The following is a 16,538-nucleotide window of genomic DNA, read 5'->3' on the forward strand; positions in this document are numbered from 1 at the left end:
GGAACGCCCCGCCGCCGTCGGCCACCAGCACCCGCGCCACCTCGGGCGTGCCGTCGTGGTGCGGCAGCCGCATCGTGACGGTGGTGCCGCGGCCGACGGCGCTGTCCAGCTCCAGCGTGCCGCCCAGCGCCTCGGAGAGCCGGCGGGCGTACGGCAGGCCGAGCCCGGTCCCCTTGGACTTGACCTGGAGCGCGCCCGGGACCTGGAAGAACTCCTCGAACACGCGGGTCAGGAACTCCTCGGGGATGCCGATGCCCGTGTCGGTGACGGTGATGACCACCTCGTCGGTGGCCGTGTCGGCCTCGGCGGTCATCCGCACCTCGCCCCGCTGGGTGAACTTCAGCGCGTTCGACAGCAGGTTGCGCAGGATGCGGCTGAGCATCACCTCGTCGGTGTAGACGTCGGCGGCGTCGGGCGAGACCTCGACGCTCAGCCTGACCGCGGCGGGGTCGCTGGTCGGCTGCATCGTCATGCGGAGCTGTTCGGCCAGCATGGGCAGGTGCACCACCGACGGCTGCGGGTCCAGCCGCCCGGACTCGGCCTTGGCCATGTCCAGCAGCTCGCCCACCAGCGCCAGCAGCGTCTCGGCCGAGCCGCCGATGAGCCGCACCTGGTGGCCCTGCTCCTCGGTGAGCGGCTCGCCGCCCGGCCCGATCATGAGCCGGACCAGGCCGATGATGGAGTTGAGCGGGGTGCGCAGCTCGTGGCTGACCGTCGCCCAGAACCGGTTCCTGGCCTCGCTGGCCTCGCGCAGCAGCGTGGACTTCTCGTCGAGCTCGGCGTACAGGGCGACCACGCCCCTGTTGGTCTCCTCCAGCTCCGACGACAGCTGGTTGTACAGGGCCAGCACGCCGGTGTTGGTCTCCTGCAGCTCGGCGTTGAGCCGCAGCACGTCCTCCAGCGTCTCGGCCAGCTCCTTGTTCTGCTCGCGCAGCTCCTCCAGCGCGCTGACCGGCGCCAGCCCGGCCAGGCGCGAGCGGATCTCCTCGATCGAGGGCCGGCGGGGGTGCGGCGGCAGCCGCTTCGTGATCGTGACGCGCCTCCGCTCGGCGTCGAGCGTGACCTCGTCCACCAGCCGGCCGGCCAGCGCCAGCCCCTCGGAGTTGCCGAGGACGGCCTCGCGTCCGTGGTCCATGGTGATGAGCAGCACCCCTTCGTTCATCGAGAAGACGACGACCGCCCCGGCGCCGACGACCTCCCTGCACACCTCGCTCAGCGCGGTGGCCACCCTGATCTGATCCTGGGGCTCCAGTCCCGTGAGCTCCGCGGCGGCGCGGCCCAGGCGGCGCACCACGAACACGTCCTGGTCGCGTTCGAGCCTGATCCTGGCCAGCTCGGTCGTGGTCATCGGCCGGGCCTCACGGTCACCACGCAGGCGTCGTCCCTGCGGCTGCCGGCCTCGCGCAGCAGCCCGGCGGCCACCACGGCGGGGGAACGGGCCAGCAGGCCGGGCACGGCCATCGGGTCCCAGCGCTCGGTCAGCCCGTCGGAGTGCATCACCACCGTGGCGTGCTCGGGCAGCTCGTACTCGTACTGGCGCAGCCGTCGTCCCTGGTGCCCGGCGATGCCCGGCACCGAGATCATGCCCTGGCGGCCCTCGGCGGTCGTGATCCAGCCGGAGATGTTGCCGATCCCCGCGTACGACACGCCGCCGGGTGTGACGCGGGCCACCGCGACGGCCCCTCCCCGGGTGCCGCGCAGCCCGTTGTGCAGGCGGTCCAGCATCGTCGTCGGCTCCAGGCCGGGATCACGAAGGAAGATCTCCACCGCCGCCGTGGAGGCCTGCGCGGCCAGCGGGCCGTGGCCGAGCCCGTCGCACAGCATCACCGTGGTCGCGGGCGCCGAGGCGGTGCCCGTGGCGGCGATCGCGAACGCGTCGCCGCAGACGCTCTCCTCGCCGATGGGCCTGCTCAGGCCGCTGGCCGACGGCGGCGGGCCGGGCGGGTCGGCGGCGGCGAAGCGCAGGACCAGCACCGTCCCCTTGCCGGGCAGGGAGTGGACGTCGTACCAGGAGGCGATGCGGGTGATCGCCCCCATCCCGATGCCGAGCGTGCCGGAGGTCGAGTAGCCGTCGCGCAGGGCACGGGCCACGTCGGGCATGCCGGGCCCCTTGTCGATGGCGACCAGCTCCACGACGGACGGGTCCATGGGTTGCGGACGCACCATCACGACCCCCTCGACCGCGTGCTTGACCAGGTTGGAGACGGCCTCGGTGACCGCGACGGCCGTCTGCCCCGTACGTTCGGAGCTGAACCCGTTGATCTCGGCGAGATCGGTGGCCATCCGGCGCACGGCGCCCACCGCGCTGGAGCTCTCCGCCCGGACCCAGGTGTCGCCGTACGACTCTCTCACGGCCGCCACGTCACCTGGCCCACTTCGTCACCGTGACCGTCGTGCCCTTGCTGGGGGCGGAGACCAGGTCGAACTCGTCGACGAGCCGTCGCGAGCCGCTCAGGCCGAGTCCGAGACCGCCCCCCGTGGTCCAGCCGTCGGTGAGCGCCTGCTCCACGTCGGCGATGCCGGGCCCCTCGTCGCTGAAGACGAGTTTGAGGCCCTTGCGCGGCCCGTTCTCGACGATCTCGACCCGGGCCATGCCGCCCCCGCCGTAGACGAGGGCGTTGCGGGCCAGCTCGCTGGCCGCGGTCACGACCTTGGTCTGGTCGACGAGGGACAGACCCACCTCCAGGGCGGCGCTGCGGACCTGCTGGCGGACCAGCACGACGTCGGCGTTGCTGGCGATGGGCAGCTCCGAGCCGCCGGTCACGGTGTCGCGCCCCTGACATGGTCGAGCAGCGCGACGCCCTTCTCCAGGTTGAGCGCGGTGCGTACGCCGCCGAGCGAGAGCCCCAGCTCGACCAGGGTGATCGCGACGGCGGGCCGCATGCCGACGACCACGGTCTGGGCGTCGAGCATCCGCGACATGGCGGCGATGGTGGCCAGCATCCTGCCGATGAAGGAGTCGACGATCTCCACGGCGGTGATGTCGATGATGACGCCACGCGCGCTGTGGGCCACCACCGCCTCGGCCAGGTCCTCCTGCAGGGCCAGGACGCTCTGGTCCTCCAGGTCGATCTGGATGGAGATGATCAGGATGTCGCCCAGCTTGAGAATGGGCACCCGTTCCATCAGGCGTCCTCCGTCCGCACCGAGATGCGGGTCCCCCTGGGCGTGCTCACCTGGACGCCGCTGCGCCTGAGCGCGTGGGCCAGCGCGTCGGCGAGCGAGGCCTTGGTCACGATGTCGCCGAACTCGATGCCGAGCGTGACGATCGTGTGCGCGATCTGCGGGCGGATGCCGGAGATGACGCACTCGGCGCCCATCAGCCGGGCCGCCACGACGGCCTTCAGCAGGTGCTGCGCGACCTGGGTGTCCACGGCCGGGACGCCGGTGATGTCGATGACCGCGTGCTCGGCGCCGGTGTCGACCAGCGTCTGCAGCAGCTTCTCCATCACGACCTGGGTCCTGGCCGAGTCGAGCGTGCCGACCAGCGGCACCGCCACGATGCCCTCCCACAGCTTGACCACCGGGGTGGACAGCTCGAGGAGCTGCTCGGCCTGGTCGAGGATGATCTTCTCGCGGGCCGTGGCGTACGTCTCGAACGTGAACAGGCCGAGGTCGTCGATGAGCCTGGAGAACCAGATGAAGCCGCGCAGCGCGTCGGCGCCGCCGTCCTCCTCGACGACCTCGTACAGGGCCTCCTTGAGGCCGAACACGGCCCGTGAGGTCTCGGACGGGGTGAAGCCCTGGCGGGCGCGGGAGCGCGACAGCTCGGCGAGCAGGCCACGCACGTCCGCCAGGTCCTCGCCGCCGCTGTCCAGCGCGCGGTTGAGGGCCTGGTAGAGGTCCGTGAGCTCCTCAGGGGTCGCTTTGGTGATCAGCGTCCACCTGCGGAGGATCTGCTCCTCGTTGGTGCGGAGCAGTTCTTCGATACGTCGCCTCGCGACATCGGCATCGACGGTCAAGGTCACTCCTGGAAAGGAATTCACCGGCATTGCCGGGGATGCTAACGACACGGTTCACATCAGCGGGCCAGTTGACGAAAAGTCCGCTTTGCCGCACAAAGGAGACGATATCCGAAGCTCTGGAGCGTTCTCGCCAGTCTGTTTGAGTACGATCTGCTCGGGTTCGTTGGGTGCTCAGGTCCGCTGAGCCAGCACCCGGCGCAGGCCGGGCAGGACCAGCAGGCCCGTCACGGTCTGGCTGATCAGCATGCCATAGCCCACCCCGGTGATCCCTGTATTCGGGAACAGCGTGATGATCGTGGCGAACACCATCGCCGCCATCCCGATCTGCACGATCGCCAGCTTCCTGGCCTCGCTGCGCGCCCGCAGCGTGCCCAGGCGGATCTCGACCAGCGCCATCGGCAGCACGCCCAGCGCCATCAGCCGCAGCAGCGGCGTGCCGGCCTCCGACAGCTCGGAGCCGAACACGCTCAGGATCAGCGGCGCCCCGGCGATGACCACGGCCACGACGGGCACGACGATCAGGAACGTGCGCCGCAGCGTGTCACGGGTGCTGCGGGCCAGCTTGGCCGCGTCGATCGAGCCCTCGACGGTGAGCGAGACCGCCATGTTCGCGGCCAGCAGGCCGAGCATGGAGCCGAGCGTGTGGGTGACCGAGAAGTAGCCGAACGTCTCCGCGTCGTTCAGCCAGGCCCCGACCATGACCGGCACCAGGTAGAGGACCAGCAGCGTGGACAGGGTGCCGGAGAAGTCGCCGGCCACGAACCGGCCGATCTCCCGCAGGCGGGGCGGCACGAGGTCACGCCCGGACCCGGCCACGTGCCGGGGGATGGCCATCTTGAAGATCAGCCAGCTCGCCGGGATGAGGGCGGCGGCCGTCGGAACGATCCACGAGACGTAGATGCCGCCGAACAGCCCGCCCAGCGGCAGCACCGAGGCCAGCGCGACGAGCAGGATCAGCTTGCCCACGCCGAAGATCGTGCTGTTCACCGGCACCCAGACGGCCTGGCGCAGCCCGGCCAGCACGACGTCCTGCAACGTGAAGATCGTCCAGACGAGCACCGATCCCAGGAAGAACACCGCGGGCACGAGCCCGGCCAGCTCCCTGTACGCCGGCCCCCACAGCGGCAGCGTCAGCAGGAAGCCCAGCGCCGCGACCACGGCCAGGAGCCCGGCGGCGCCGTAGCCGCGCAGGACCAGCCCGGCCGTGCGATGCCCGGAGACCGGCACGAACCGGGCCATCACCCCGACGAACGCCAGCCCGACCAGCGACGAGAACAGCCGCATGGCGGTGATCATGAGCTGCCCCTGGCCGAACGACTCGGGGCTGTACAGGCGCACGGCCAGGAACCAGTACGCCAGGCCGAGCAGGGCGGTGACCCCGGTGTTGGCCATGAGGGCGTAGCCCTGGAGGAAGAGCGGGTTGCGCAGGTCTCTGCGCAGCCGCCCGACCAGGGTCAGCGTCTCCGGTGGGCCGGCGGTCATCTGGGCTCCCTCTCGAAGTGCGACCCGTCGGCCGGCCGGGCGCCGATCCGGGTGAGCAGCCGGATCATCCGCGGCGCGTCGAGCGGGTCGACCGGCAGCGCGTGGCCGGTCCACCAGCGGGCGATCTCAGGTGTCGGCCCTTGCGGGATCATCGTCAGGTATTCGTCAAGCGGCGGATCGTAGATGAAGCCCGGCACCACGCCCATCCGCTCCAGCTCGGAGACCACCTCGTCGCGCTGCTCGATCATGAGCGGCACCCGCAGCAGCGGCCGGATGGGGTTGTCGCGGACGCCCTGCGCCGCCCACGGGGTGCGCCGTAGCTTCTCGACCCCGGCCAGGCGCCGCTCCTGCTCCTCGTCGACCGTGCGCAGGCGCGAGCGCTGGTAGCGCATCAGCGAGGGGCCGGGCCGGGTCCGCCAGCCCGCGTTGTCGCTGCTCAGCCAGTAGTCCATGGCATCGACGTCGCCCAGCGCCGCGCCCAGCATGTCCTCGTGCGGCGCCAGCCGGTGGCCGGTCCAGTTGACCACCCCGAGCCGCCGCATGACGTGCCACAGCAGCCGGACCGCCCCGGTGCGGTAGAGCGTCTCGCGCAGCATGGGCATCACGACGGCCCGCGCCTGGTCGCTCGACTCGCCGGGCAGCAGCAGCTTCTCGCGGGCCTCCCGCAGCGCCGCGAACGCGACCTTGTTGGCCGTGGTCAGGAAGCCGCCGGACATCGCCCGCCCGTGCTTGGCCATGCTGTACACGCCGGCCTGGCCGAACGAGCCCGCCAGCCGCCCGCCGACCATCGTCTGGAAGGCGTGCGAGGCGTCGTCGATGAGCACCAGGCCGCGCCGCTCGCACTGGGTCACCAGGTCCTTGACCTGGTCGGGCTGGCCGTACAGGTGCGTGGTCAGCACGCCGGCCAGCCCCGTCCAGTCGACCAGCGGCGCGTCGATGTTGCCGTCGTGCCACGACACCGGCGCCATGACCGGCTCCAGCCCGGCCGCCATGACGGTGAACAGCACGGTCTCGCAGTTGGTGGGCGCGACGAGCACCCGCTCGCCGGGGGCGAACCAGTGGCGCAGCGCCAGCAGCAGGCCGAACCTGGCCGACGGGACGTGCAGGCAGTCCTGGCCGACCCGGTGCCGCATCAGGTCCTCGATGGGCGTCATCGGCGTCATCGGCGGCGTCATCGGCCGGCCCCCGATCGGAGGCGGCCGTACCGTCTCATCGCCTTGTCGGCCATGCGGTAGAGGAACGGCACGTCCAGGATCACCCGGCGGGCGCGGCGCACGGGCGCGGTGCGCACCCAGTGCGCGGCCGCCCCGGCCGTGCGGCGCCGCACGATGCCCTCGCTCACCGGAACGTTCCGGCTTCGCAGCGCGTCCTTGTACTCGTAGCCGGCGCCGATGCTGAGGTCGACCGAGGTGATCCCCATGCCGGCCGCGGCCTCGGCCATGCGCAGGTGCTGGATCAGGCCGGGGGAGTACTTGGACCAGGCCGGGTCGTAGGAGGGGAACCAGCCGATGAGCACCGACTCCGAGCGCAGCCCGAAGTGGCCGGCCACCGGCTTGCCGCCGGCGTACAGCATGGACAGCACCCCGCCGAACTCCTTGGTGTCGATGGCGTGCAGCCTCTCGACCAGCTCGACCACCCACTCCTGGCCGAAGCGGTCGGGCCGCCCGGACCGGACGTACTGGGCCGACTTCCACTCGCGCAGCAGCCGTAACTGGTCGTCTGCGGTGACCGCGAACACGGAGGTCACCTCCCCGGCGTCACGGGCGAGCTTGCGCTCCTTGTACCGGGTCGTCTTCAGGAACTTGGGCGAGCGCTCCTTCAGCCGCGCCTCGTAGACCGGATAGCCGTCGGCCAGGTCGAGGATCACCGCCTGCTGCTCCAGCGTCACGTACGGCTGGAACCACGGCTGACCGGCCACCAGGCAGCCGAACTCCCACACGTGCAGCCCGCACGCCTTCAGCAGCTCGGGCACGTCGAACTCGGCTCCCGGGCGGTGCACGATGCCCTGGCACAGCGACACCCACGCGCCGATCGCCTCGCCGGCGCCGCCGTGGCGCTCGAACGGGAAGAAACCGGCGATGCCGTCGCCGTCCTCGATGACCGCGACCCGCGAACCGGGCCTGACCTGGCCCATCGCCGTCACAAACTCGGGGCTGAGAAAGGGATTGGCCAGGTGCGGCAGCGCCCGCTGCATGTCCCGCCATTTCGCTGTCTCGGACGAGCCCAGGTCACCAGGCAGCACGACGGTGACTTTCGCCAAGGAAAATCCCTCCGGAGATCTGTATCGCACAGGTCTATAGCAACGCCGCATCAAAGGGAGTGAGCTGGCGTAACGAAAGGATATCCGGTGTCTGTGATCCTTTATTCAACCATCTTCATCCGGGAGCCCTCACTCAGACACCGTCGCCGCGCTGCGCCGCGGCCCCGCGTACCTGGCCAGGAAGCTCACCAGCACGCTCACCCGGTTGCGGCCGCCCAGCAGGTACGTGATGTGGATCCCGATCCAGGCCAGCCAGGCCGGCAGGCCGTGCACGGTCAGCCCGTTGGTCAGCTGCAGCACCGCCTGGCCGCGGCCGACGGTCGCCATGATGCCGGGGTCGCGGTAGGAGAAGGGGGCGGCGGCGCCGCCCTTGGCCAGGGCCAGGATCTGCCTGCCCACGTGCGTGCCCATCTGGAGGGCGGGCTGGGCGAGCTGCGGCAGCGGCTCGGGCGGCCCGGCCAGGTCCCCGGCGACGAAGATCTCCGGATGCTCCTCGACGTTGAGCGCCCTGGTGACGGTGATCCGGCCGCCCTTGCCCTGCGGCAGGCCCAGGTGCGAGACCTCGTCGGGCGCGGTGACGCCGAGCGCCCACACGGTCACGTCGCTGGGCAGGCGGGTGCCGTCGTCGAGCACGACCGCGTCCGGCTCGACCGAGGCCACCGTGCTGCCCAGCCGCAGCCGCACACCGCGCCTGCGCAGCGCCTTGGCCGCCGCGTCGCGCAGCCGGGGCTTGTACGGCGACAGCACGTAGTCGAACCGCTCGACCAGCGAGACGCTCGTCTTCCTGATGTCGATCTCCGGGTGGGTCAGCGGGATCGTCCCGCGGCGCAGCTCGGCCATGGTGCCCGCCATCTCCACGCCGGTCGCCCCGGCGCCCACGATCACGGTGTGCACGCCCTCCCGCTTCCCCGACGCGGCCTCCTCCAGCAGCTCCTGCAGCCGCTTGCGCAGCACGACGGAGTCGCGCACGGAGTAGATCGGGTAGCTGTTCTCGCGGGCGCCCGGCACGCCCAGCCAGTTGGTGGTCACGCCGGTGGTGAGCACGAGGTAGTCGTAGTCGAGCGAGCCGCCGTCCTCGAACTCCACGCGCCGCTCGGCCGGGTGCAGCTTGGCCATCGAGCCGCGGCGTACGCGCACGTTGCGGTACTTGGCGGCGAACGCGCGGGTGGGGTAGGAGATGTCGCCGGTCCCCAGCCCGGCCGTGGCCACCTGGTAGAGCAGCGGCTGGAAGGTGGTGTACGGGTTGCGGTCGACGAGCGTGACCCTCACCCCGCCCCGGGCCAGCGCCTTGGTGGCGTTCAGCCCGGCGAAGCCGGCGCCGATGACGACGACGTGCGGCCTGCTGGAACGACTCTGCTGGACCATGACGGGCGCCCCCTCCGGCGAATGCTGTTACTAGAGCAATCTGGCACGCCACGCCCGTCCTAAACATCATCGGGCGATGCGGGCGCGTCGATCCACGGCCCTTCGCGCCTACCCCTTCACCGCGCCGGCCGTCAGCCCGCTGACGATATAACGCTGAAGGAACTGGAAGAGCACCACCGCCGGCACGGTCAGGATGACGGCCCCGGCCGAGAAGACGCCGAAGTTGGCGTTGCGCTCCCCGGAGATCAGCCCGTACAGGCCGACGGCCGCCGTCTTCGAGCCGTCCTCGGTGAGGAACACACTGGCGATGAGGAACTCGTTGACCGTGTTGATGAACCCGTGTTGATGAACTGGAGCAGCCCCCACGTCGTGTTCAGGCCGATCGCCGGGTACAGGTCGGTGATCGCCGCGAACAGCAGGTACAGCGCCACGATCGCGAGGAACTGCGGGAACATCGACCTGGAAGGCGATCAGGAACAGCGTGCCCGGCACCAGGTACGGGCTTGCCGATGCCTTACCTGATCGCCGCCTCGATCGCCTTGGCGGCCGAGACCGTCGTGGCGGCCGGGTCCGCGCCGCCGACCACGGCGGCGATGGCCTTGCCCCACGGGTCCCAGACGGCGTTCATGGCCGGGATCGCGGGCATGATGTCGCCGCCCTCGCCGGCCGCCAGCAGCTTCTCCAGGTCCTTGTCCGACGCCTTCACCTGGTCGAATGCCGCCTTCAGCGCGGGCGGGCGCGGGTCGGCCCGGTAGAAGGCCACCGCGACGTCGGGCTGGGTGAAGTAGGTGGTGGCGAACTCCTGCGCCAGCGCCTTGTTCTTGCCCTTGGCGGCCACGAACAGCGCCTGCACGCCCACGAACGGCTTGGCCGGCCGCCCGCCCGCGAAGCCGGGTACGGGGGAGATGTCGTACGGGACGCCGGCCTTCTGGATCTCCGAGATGTACCAGGGGCCGCCCACCAGGAAGGCCGACTTCTTGCCGGTGAACACGCCGGCCACGTTGTCGGTGCCGATCGAGCGCTTGAGCACGCCCTGGCCCTTCTCCCCGTACTTGGCGAAGTTACGCATCGCCTTGGCCGCGTCCGGCTTGGCCAGGCCGAAGTCGGCCGGCTCGTAGTCGCCGTTCGCCGCCTGCCCGAACAGGTAGCCGCCGCCCGAGGTGTAGAGGGGGTAGGCGTAGTAGGCGTCGCCGTTCTGGCCGACCGGATAGGCCAGGACCTCCGACACCTTGCCGGCGCTCTTGAGCTCCTTGCCGGCCGCCACCAGGTCGTCGAACGTCGCGGGCGCCTGCGGCGCGAGGTCGGTGTTGCGGAACAGCACCAGGTTCTCCACCGCGAACGGGATCCCGTACACGCGGCCGTTGAACGTCACGCCCTTGATCGCCAGCGGGCTGAACGACGCCGTCTGATCGGCGGTCATCGGGATCGGGTCGATGACGCCGTTGCGCACCAGGTTGCCGATCCAGTCGTGCGCGCCCATCACCAGGTCGGGCGCCTTGTCGCCCTGCGAGGCCGTCACGAAGTCGGCCTGCCTGGTCTCCCCGGCGACGGTCTGGACCTTGACCGTGACGCCGCTCTCCTTGGTGAACCGCTCGCCGGCCGCCGTCATCGCCGGCGCCCGCTTGTCGTCGGTCCAGATCGTCAGCGTGCCGGCCGGGCCGCTCTGCGGGGCCGCCGACGGCGAGGCGCCGCCGGGCGTCGCACCCCCTCCTCCGCCCCCGCACGCGGTCCCCGCCAGCGTGATCCCCGCCAGCGTGATCCCTGCCAGCAGCGCGGTCGTCCGTGATGTGCGCACCCGCATGGCGACGCTCCTCCGCTTCGGAGAGCTCCGGCGAGCAGCCGCCCCCGCTGGTGCCCGCGGGCATCACGGCGGTTCTTCCGGGACGTGCCTTCCGGCCGAACATCTCCCCACGGGTCGGCCCTGTCAATGCGCGCTATCGGTCGGAGGCTCCCAGCTCGATCGTCTCGGCCACCTCGGCGTGCCGCTCGGCCTCCTCCTCGGCGAAGCGGGCCTCGTCGAGCTTGTCGGCGATGTCCTCGTCCTGCCTCATCAGCGCGTCGAGCGACTGCCCGGCCATCTCCAGCACGCCCATGTCCGCGTACGCCTGCTGCAGCCGCGGGCTCCACAGCCCGATGTCCTTCACGCACGGCACGATCCTGCTGAACAGCAGCGACCGGAACAGCCGCAGGTACTCCGACTGGTCGGTGGCCACCATGGCCTCGTCGACCTCCGCCTTGGACAGGCCCAGCGTCTCCCACGTCTCCTTGCCGCGCAGCCGGTCGCGCATCAGGTAGCAGCCCTCGATGACGAAGTCCTCGCGCTCGCGCCGCTCGGTGTCGGTCAGGTTCTGGTAGTAGTCGCGCAGCGCCATCCGGCCGAAGGCCACGTGCCTGGCCTCGTCCTGCATGACGTACGCCAGGATCTGCTTGGGCAGCGGCTTGGTCGTCAGGTCCCGCATGACGCCGAACGCCGCCAGCGCCAGGCCCTCGATCAGCACCTGCATCCCCAGGTACGGCATGTCCCAGCGCGAGTCGCCGAGCGTGGAGTCGAGCAGCGCCTTGAGGTGCTCGTTGATCGGGTAGGCCACGCCCACCTTCTGCTGCAGGAACCGGGCGTAGGTCTCGGCGTGCCGGGCCTCGTCCATGGTCTGGGTGGCGGCGTAGAACTTGGAGTCCAGGTCGGGGACCGACTCCACGATCTTGGCCGAGCAGATCATCGCGCCCTGCTCACCGTGCAGGAACTGCGAGAACTGCCACGCCGCGCCGTGCAGTCGCACGTCGTTGCGCATCTTGTCGTCCATGCGGTCCCACAGCGGCGTGCCGTAGATGCTGATCGTCTGGTCGGGCATGCCCAGGATGTTGTACGGGTCGACCTCCAGGTCCCAGTCGATGCGCTTGGTGGAGTCCCACTGCTTGTCCTTGCCCTTCTGGTACAAGGCCAGCATCCGGTCCCTGCCGTCGTCGTACTCCCAGGTGAACCTGCTGGATCCGGACATCTCCACGTCCCAGGTGGAGAGCTCGGCCGGGATGGTGTAGAGGTCGTGCGTCGACATGGGTCCTCCGCCGGGGGGTTACGTACACCGTACGTCCTCCTCGGAGGCTTGCACGTACACCGTACGTGCGTCAATAGAATGAGCTATGACCACGCAGCCTCTCTCGCGAGCCCGCATCGTCGCCGCGGCGATCGACCTCATCGAACGCGAGGGCGCCGACGCGGTGTCCATGAGGCGCATCGCCGCGGAGCTGGGCGTCGGCGTGATGTCCCTCTACAACCACGTGCCGAACAAGGACGCGCTGCTCAACGGCGTCGCCGAGTCGGTGCTCAGCGAGATCGAGTTCACCGACGACCCGGACGCCCACTGGACCGACCGGGTGCGGATGCAGGCCCGCGCCTTCCGGCAGATCGCCCACCACTACCCGCGCTCGACCATGCTCGTCGTCAGCCGCCAGCTCCACTCCAACGCCGGGCTGCTGCCGGTCGAGCGGGCGCTGGCCACGTTGCGCAGCGCCGGGTTCGACCCGCTGGACGCGGTGCGGGTGCTGCGGATGTTCATCGCCTTCATCGTGGGGTCGCTGCTGCGGGAGGTCGGGGTGACGCCGTCGTTCGCGCCGCCGCACCAGCACATGGTCGACCCGGACGCCGTCGATCCGGCGCTGTTCCCGGAGGTGAGCGACCTGGCGCCGCTGCTGGCGGCCTGCGACCACGACGCGGAGTTCGACTTCGGGGTGGAGCTGCTGATCCAGGCGATCAAGGCGCTGCCGAAGCGGGAGGGCAGCCGCTGATCCTGGGGACTTCTGGTGCTTCTGGGGGTTTCTGACCTGCCGGTGCCGGGAGGGCACCCTCGTGAGGCGCCCTCCCGCACTGCTCACTCAGTACCAGTTGTGGGACCGGAAGTGGCCCCAGGCGCCGCACGGCCTGCCGTACCTCCCCTTGATGTAGGCCAGGCCCCAGCGGATCTGCGTCTCAGGGTTGGACTTCCAGTCCCTGCCCGCTCCGCGCATCTTGCCCGCGGGCAGCGCCTGCGGGATGCCGTAGGCGCCGGACGATCTGTTGTGCGCGCGATGGTTCCAGTTGCTCTCCCTGGTCCACAGGTTGTCCAGGCACCGGAACTCCTTGAACGACCAGGCCCGCTGGACGACCTGGTCCAGTGCGATGCCCTTGTTCCTGCCCTTGGATCCCTTGACGGCCCCCTGGGCCCTCGTGGCCGCCGGTCTGGCGGCGGTGGTCCAGTGGCGGGTCCTGGCCAGTGGTGCGTCGGGAGGCGCCGCCTTGCGGGTCGCCGTCTCGTGGGTCGCCGCCTCATGGGTCTTCGCGCTTGCCGTGCGAGTCTCCGCGCTCGCCGTGGGTGCCGCGACGCTGACGGCCGCGATGGCGATCATGGTGCTGAGTGTGTGCCGCAGGGCACGTTTGCTGTCCACGTTGATCCTTGCTGTCGGGTCGCGTGCGGACGGGCGCGCCTGCTTCCCCGGCGCCCTGCCGATCCCGCGTCCGTGGCTCGGACGGGGAGGGTCCGCGTGGCCCTCCGGGTTCCGTACCGCCCGATCGTGCTGGGCGGCCCGGAGGGCTCCACGACGTGTCCTCTGCAGCCGGTTCTAGTACGGAGAGTCACGAAGGATCACGTTGAGTGACGAGAATTGCCGGATATTGACGTATTGCCTGCTGGCATTTGACGCTCTCGCAGGACCGGGATTGCCCGGCCCGGCCGGTGGTTTGGCCCGGCCTTGCGGAAAAGGCAAGGCGAGTTTGGCCTTTTCGATCTTGGCCTTTTCGATCTTGGGGTCAGTACCAGCCGTGGGACAGGAAGTGCCCCCACGCGCGGCACGGTGAGCCGTACCTTCCCTTGATGTAGGCCAGGCCCCACGCGATCTGCGTGCGGGGGTTGGTGCGCCAGTCACGGCCCTTGCTGGCCATCTTGTGACCGGGCAGCGCCTGCGGGATGCCGTAGGCGCCCGAGCCGTTGCCGGCCCGGTGGTTCCAGCCGCTCTCCCGCGTCCAGAGCCGTTCGAGGCATCTGAACTGGGTCTTGTTCCAGCCGCGCTTGGCGACCATCGGCTTGGCGAGAGCCTTGTTCCTCGTACTCGTGCTCGCCTGGGAGCTCTGCGCCTGTGCGGCCGTCGCGCCGCCTGTGGCCACGAGTGTGGCCGACAGGACGAGAACGCTGGTACGGCGGAGCATGCGGGTGCCCTTTCGACGGGGTTCGGGGACCGCGCCACCCTGCCGTACTCGCCGCATTTATCGCGAATTGACCATGATTACGTAGATCATTAACGATGATCCATCTTTGCGGTTATTCAGGCGAAATATCCGGAAAATGTGGACTGCATCACAAAACCGGGGCGAGGGGCATCCGGGGGTCTTCTGTAGGGTCGGATCATGAGTCTTCGCGACATCCCGCTCCGCACTCTCGCGGACGCCCCCACGACGCTCGCCGACCTCGTCGGCGACAAGGCCGTCCTCATCGTGAACGTCGCCTCCCGCTGCGGCCTCACCCCGCAGTACGGCGGCCTCGTCGACCTCCAGCGCCAGTACGGCCCGCGCGGCTTCAGCGTGGTCGGCGTGCCGTGCAACCAGTTCATGGGCCAGGAGCCGGGGTCGGCGGAGGAGATCCAGGAGTTCTGCTCGGCCACGTACGGCGTGGACTTCCCGCTCCTGGAGAAGGCCGAGGTCAACGGGCCGGGGCGGCACCCGCTCTACGACGGGCTCACCGGGACTCCCGACGCCGACGGGGAGGCGGGCGACATCCAGTGGAACTTCGAGAAGTTCCTCGTGGACCGGGAGGGCGCCGTGGTGGCCCGCTTCCGCCCCCGCACCACCCCGGACGACCCGGCGGTCATCGCGGCCATCGAGAAGGTCGTCTGAGGCCCGTCCCCGGCTCGTCCGCCCGCCCGAGGGCGAGGACGGGGGCGAGGACGGGGGCGGGTCAGGCAGGCGGGTGGCGGCGCTGGTTGTCGAGGTAGGCGAGGACGGCCAGGACGCGGCGGTGCCCGCCGGCGTCGGCCGCGGACAGGCCGAGCTTGGCGAAGACGTTGCCGACGTGCTTGTTCACCGAGCTCTCCACGATGTGCAGCCGCCGGCCGATCGCGGTGTTGTCGCAGCCCTCGGCCATCAGGGCCAGCACCTCGCGCTCGCGCGGGCTGAGGGCGTCGACGGGGTCGTCGCGGCGGTGGGCGAGGAGCTGGGCGACCACCTCGGGGTCCATGACGGTGCCCCCGGTGGCGACGTGGCGCAGCGCCCGTACGAACTCCTCGACCCGGCCCACCCGGTCCTTGAGCAGGTAGCCGATGGCGCCCCGGCCGTCGGACAGCAGCCTGGTCGCGTACATCATCTCCACGTACTGCGACAGGACCAGCACCGGCAGCCCGGGACGGGCCCGGCGAGCGGTGAGGGCGGCGCGGACGCCCTCGTGCCGGAACGCCGGCGGCAGCCGCACGTCGACGATCGTGACGTCCGGGCGGTGCTCGTCCACGGCGCGGACGAACTCCTCCTCGCCGGCGACCGTGGCCGCCACCTCCATGCCCGCGCGCCCCAGCAGCAGTTGCAGGCCCTCGGCCAGCAGCACGTTGTCCTCGGCGATCACGACCCGCACGGCAGGCCCACGGTGATCGAGGTCGGGCCGCCGGCCGGGCTGTCGAGCCGCACGGTGCCGTCCAGGGCGGCGACCCGCTGGCGGATGCCGCTGATGCCACTGCCGCGGCTCTCGTCGGCGCCGCCCCGGCCGTCGTCCGCGACGATCGCCTGCAGCCAGTCCCCGGCCCGCCGCACCGAGACCGTGGCGGCGGTGGCGCGGCTGTGCTTGGCGACGTTGGTCAGCGCCTCGGAGACGACGAAGTAGGTCGCGGCCTCCACGGCGGCCGGTGGCTCACCCAGCTCACCCAGCTCGATGCGGGTCGGCACCGGCGACTGGGCGGCCAGCGCGTGCACCGCGCCCGCCAGCCCCAGATCGGTCAGGACCGGCGGGTACATCGTGCGGATGATCGTCCGCAGCTCGCGCATCGCCGCCTCGGCCCCGTCGTGCGCCTCCTGGACCAGCTGGGCGGCGCTGCCCGGCGTGCCGTCCAGCTCCTGCTTGACCATGCCCAGGCGCATGGCGATGGCCACCAGGCGCGCCTGGGTGCCGTCATGCAGATCGCGTTCGATCCGGGCCAGCTCGGCGCCGTGCGCGTCGAGGGCGCCCGCCCGCGTCCGCGTGAGCACCTCCACCCGCTCGGCGAGCTGCTCGGCGGCGCCCGAGCCGAGCAGCGCCCGGGTCAGGCGGGCGTGGCCGCGCGCCAGCGGCGGCACCGCCACCAGGCCCAGCGCCGCCATGAGCAGCAGGTTCAGGGAGCCCAGCCCGATCGCCGCGCCCCAGCCGGTCAGCGGGACGCCGGTCAGCAGGTGCGGCGGCTCGTCCGGCACCCACCAGAAGAACATCGACCACACCGTGAGCGGCGGCCCGGCCGTCACCGTCACGGCCAGGGCCGCCAGC

General features: G+C 70.8%; 17 protein-coding genes and 1 pseudogene. 2 read left to right on the forward strand and 16 right to left on the reverse strand.

The features are described from left to right. The 12 genes and pseudogenes from KME77_RS26930 to KME77_RS26985 all read right to left on the reverse strand — a co-directional run. On the reverse strand, positions 1 to 1,348 hold a 1,348-nt coding region (locus tag KME77_RS26930), incomplete at its 3' end, for a sensor histidine kinase (protein ID WP_219471743.1). Next, positions 1,345 to 2,361 carry an ATP-binding protein gene (locus KME77_RS30430; RefSeq protein ID WP_308250924.1) on the reverse strand — a complete coding sequence of 339 codons (1,017 nt, stop codon included), beginning with the start codon at positions 2,359 to 2,361 and terminating at the stop codon, positions 1,345 to 1,347. The genes KME77_RS30430 and KME77_RS26930, both read right to left, overlap by 4 nt. Before the next feature lies 1 nt (position 2,362). Continuing rightward, a complete protein-coding gene (locus KME77_RS26940) occupies positions 2,363 to 2,764 on the reverse strand; it encodes an anti-sigma regulatory factor (RefSeq protein WP_219471744.1) in 402 nt (133 codons plus the stop codon). Next, entirely contained in the window at positions 2,761 to 3,126 is a 366-nt protein-coding gene (locus KME77_RS26945; protein WP_219471745.1) for an STAS domain-containing protein, read from the reverse strand. The genes KME77_RS26940 and KME77_RS26945 overlap by 4 nt, the downstream gene beginning before the upstream one ends. Further along, complete coding sequence (locus KME77_RS26950; RefSeq protein ID WP_246610819.1) at positions 3,126 to 3,962, reverse strand: STAS domain-containing protein; 837 nt, start codon at positions 3,960 to 3,962, stop codon at positions 3,126 to 3,128. Before KME77_RS26950 ends, KME77_RS26945 begins: the two co-directional genes overlap by 1 nt. A gap of 174 nt (positions 3,963 to 4,136) precedes the next feature. Beyond that, a complete protein-coding gene (locus tag KME77_RS26955) occupies positions 4,137 to 5,447 on the reverse strand; it encodes a lipopolysaccharide biosynthesis protein (protein WP_219471747.1) in 1,311 nt (436 codons plus the stop codon). After that, positions 5,444 to 6,601 (reverse strand): DegT/DnrJ/EryC1/StrS family aminotransferase, encoded by a 1,158-nt coding sequence (locus KME77_RS26960; RefSeq protein WP_219471748.1) that lies wholly within the window; start codon positions 6,599 to 6,601, stop codon positions 5,444 to 5,446. Before KME77_RS26960 ends, KME77_RS26955 begins: the two co-directional genes overlap by 4 nt. Before the next feature lie 17 nt (positions 6,602 to 6,618). Continuing rightward, a complete protein-coding gene (locus KME77_RS26965; RefSeq protein ID WP_246610820.1) occupies positions 6,619 to 7,707 on the reverse strand; it encodes a GNAT family N-acetyltransferase in 1,089 nt (362 codons plus the stop codon). A 129-nt stretch (positions 7,708 to 7,836) separates the two neighbouring features. Further along, positions 7,837 to 9,072, reverse strand: a complete 1,236-nt coding sequence (locus KME77_RS26970; protein WP_219471750.1) for an NAD(P)/FAD-dependent oxidoreductase — start codon at positions 9,070 to 9,072, stop codon at positions 7,837 to 7,839. A 108-nt stretch (positions 9,073 to 9,180) separates the two neighbouring features. Next, positions 9,181 to 9,527: pseudogene (locus tag KME77_RS26975) on the reverse strand (sugar ABC transporter permease); the annotation flags it as partial. A gap of 59 nt (positions 9,528 to 9,586) precedes the next feature. After that, the gene (locus KME77_RS26980) at positions 9,587 to 10,873 is read right to left on the reverse strand and encodes a sugar ABC transporter substrate-binding protein (RefSeq protein ID WP_219471752.1); all 1,287 of its coding nucleotides are present in this window, start codon (positions 10,871 to 10,873) and stop codon (positions 9,587 to 9,589) included. Positions 10,874 to 11,006: 133 nt separating this feature from the next. Further along, the gene (locus tag KME77_RS26985; protein WP_219471753.1) at positions 11,007 to 12,125 is read right to left on the reverse strand and encodes a ferritin-like domain-containing protein; all 1,119 of its coding nucleotides are present in this window, start codon (positions 12,123 to 12,125) and stop codon (positions 11,007 to 11,009) included. Positions 12,126 to 12,210: 85 nt separating this feature from the next. Here KME77_RS26985 and KME77_RS26990 point away from each other — a divergent pair, with 85 nt between their 5' ends. Beyond that, complete coding sequence (locus tag KME77_RS26990) at positions 12,211 to 12,855, forward strand: TetR/AcrR family transcriptional regulator (RefSeq protein ID WP_219471754.1); 645 nt, start codon at positions 12,211 to 12,213, stop codon at positions 12,853 to 12,855. A gap of 87 nt (positions 12,856 to 12,942) precedes the next feature. On the opposite strand, the gene KME77_RS26995 is transcribed toward KME77_RS26990, so the two are convergent. Beyond that, complete coding sequence (locus tag KME77_RS26995; protein WP_219471755.1) at positions 12,943 to 13,491, reverse strand: aggregation-promoting factor C-terminal-like domain-containing protein; 549 nt, start codon at positions 13,489 to 13,491, stop codon at positions 12,943 to 12,945. 361 nt (positions 13,492 to 13,852) lie between these two features. Beyond that, positions 13,853 to 14,248, reverse strand: a complete 396-nt coding sequence (locus KME77_RS27000) for an aggregation-promoting factor C-terminal-like domain-containing protein (protein ID WP_219471756.1) — start codon at positions 14,246 to 14,248, stop codon at positions 13,853 to 13,855. Positions 14,249 to 14,446: 198 nt separating this feature from the next. Between KME77_RS27000 and KME77_RS27005 the strand changes: the two genes are divergently transcribed. Continuing rightward, the gene (locus KME77_RS27005; RefSeq protein WP_219471757.1) at positions 14,447 to 14,932 is read left to right on the forward strand and encodes a glutathione peroxidase; all 486 of its coding nucleotides are present in this window, start codon (positions 14,447 to 14,449) and stop codon (positions 14,930 to 14,932) included. A gap of 61 nt (positions 14,933 to 14,993) precedes the next feature. On the opposite strand, the gene KME77_RS27010 is transcribed toward KME77_RS27005, so the two are convergent. Then, complete coding sequence (locus KME77_RS27010; RefSeq protein ID WP_219471758.1) at positions 14,994 to 15,659, reverse strand: response regulator; 666 nt, start codon at positions 15,657 to 15,659, stop codon at positions 14,994 to 14,996. Beyond that, on the reverse strand, positions 15,647 to 16,538 hold an 892-nt coding region (locus tag KME77_RS27015; RefSeq protein ID WP_219471759.1), incomplete at its 5' end, for a sensor histidine kinase. The genes KME77_RS27010 and KME77_RS27015, both read right to left, overlap by 13 nt.

The sequence above is a fragment of the Nonomuraea rhizosphaerae genome (genome assembly GCF_019396405.1).
Taxonomy (GTDB): domain Bacteria; phylum Actinomycetota; class Actinomycetes; order Streptosporangiales; family Streptosporangiaceae; genus Nonomuraea; species Nonomuraea rhizosphaerae.

What these genes read in the sequence shown, in the direction of transcription:
- KME77_RS27005 (WP_219471757.1), top strand. Translation starts at nt 14,447, where the DNA reads ATGAGTCTTCGCGACATCCCGCTCCGCACTCTCGCGGACGCCCCCACG.
- KME77_RS26955 (WP_219471747.1), bottom strand. Translation starts at nt 5,447, where the DNA reads ATGACCGCCGGCCCACCGGAGACGCTGACCCTGGTCGGGCGGCTGCGC.
- KME77_RS27000 (WP_219471756.1), bottom strand. Translation starts at nt 14,248, where the DNA reads ATGCTCCGCCGTACCAGCGTTCTCGTCCTGTCGGCCACACTCGTGGCC.
- KME77_RS26990 (WP_219471754.1), top strand. Translation starts at nt 12,211, where the DNA reads ATGACCACGCAGCCTCTCTCGCGAGCCCGCATCGTCGCCGCGGCGATC.
- KME77_RS26980 (WP_219471752.1), bottom strand. Translation starts at nt 10,873, where the DNA reads ATGCGGGTGCGCACATCACGGACGACCGCGCTGCTGGCAGGGATCACG.
- KME77_RS26960 (WP_219471748.1), bottom strand. Translation starts at nt 6,601, where the DNA reads ATGACGCCCATCGAGGACCTGATGCGGCACCGGGTCGGCCAGGACTGC.
- KME77_RS26945 (WP_219471745.1), bottom strand. Translation starts at nt 3,126, where the DNA reads ATGGAACGGGTGCCCATTCTCAAGCTGGGCGACATCCTGATCATCTCC.
- KME77_RS26970 (WP_219471750.1), bottom strand. Translation starts at nt 9,072, where the DNA reads ATGGTCCAGCAGAGTCGTTCCAGCAGGCCGCACGTCGTCGTCATCGGC.
- KME77_RS26985 (WP_219471753.1), bottom strand. Translation starts at nt 12,125, where the DNA reads ATGTCGACGCACGACCTCTACACCATCCCGGCCGAGCTCTCCACCTGG.